Origin of the sequence: Alkalihalophilus lindianensis (assembly GCF_032843265.1) — a bacterium.
In the GTDB taxonomy this organism is placed as follows: Bacteria; Bacillota; Bacilli; order Bacillales; family Bacillaceae_D; genus Alkalihalophilus; species Alkalihalophilus lindianensis.
On sequence record NZ_JAWJBA010000654.1, the window covers coordinates 1 to 255 of the forward strand.

The 255-nt window shown below is 47.1% G+C and carries 1 pseudogene; it reads left to right on the forward strand.

What is annotated here, in order from left to right:
* Positions 1–255 (forward strand): annotated as a pseudogene (locus RYX56_RS23780) (DNA-directed RNA polymerase subunit beta'); the annotation flags it as partial.

A 255-nucleotide genomic window follows, 5' to 3' on the forward strand; every position in this document is an offset into this window, starting at 1 on the left:
GTCCGTGAAGACGATTGTGGAACCGACCGCGGCTTCTCCATTCGCGCTCTGAAGGATGGAACAGAAATTATCGAATCCTTGGAAGAACGGTTAATTGGACGTTATGCCCGTAATACCATCAAACATCCTGAGACAAAAGAAGTGCTGGTCCGTGAAAATGAACTCATTACCGAGGACATTGCTGAGGCGATTACAGCTGCAGGTATTGAAGAGGTAAAAATTCGCTCGGCCTTTACATGTAATACCCGCCATGGT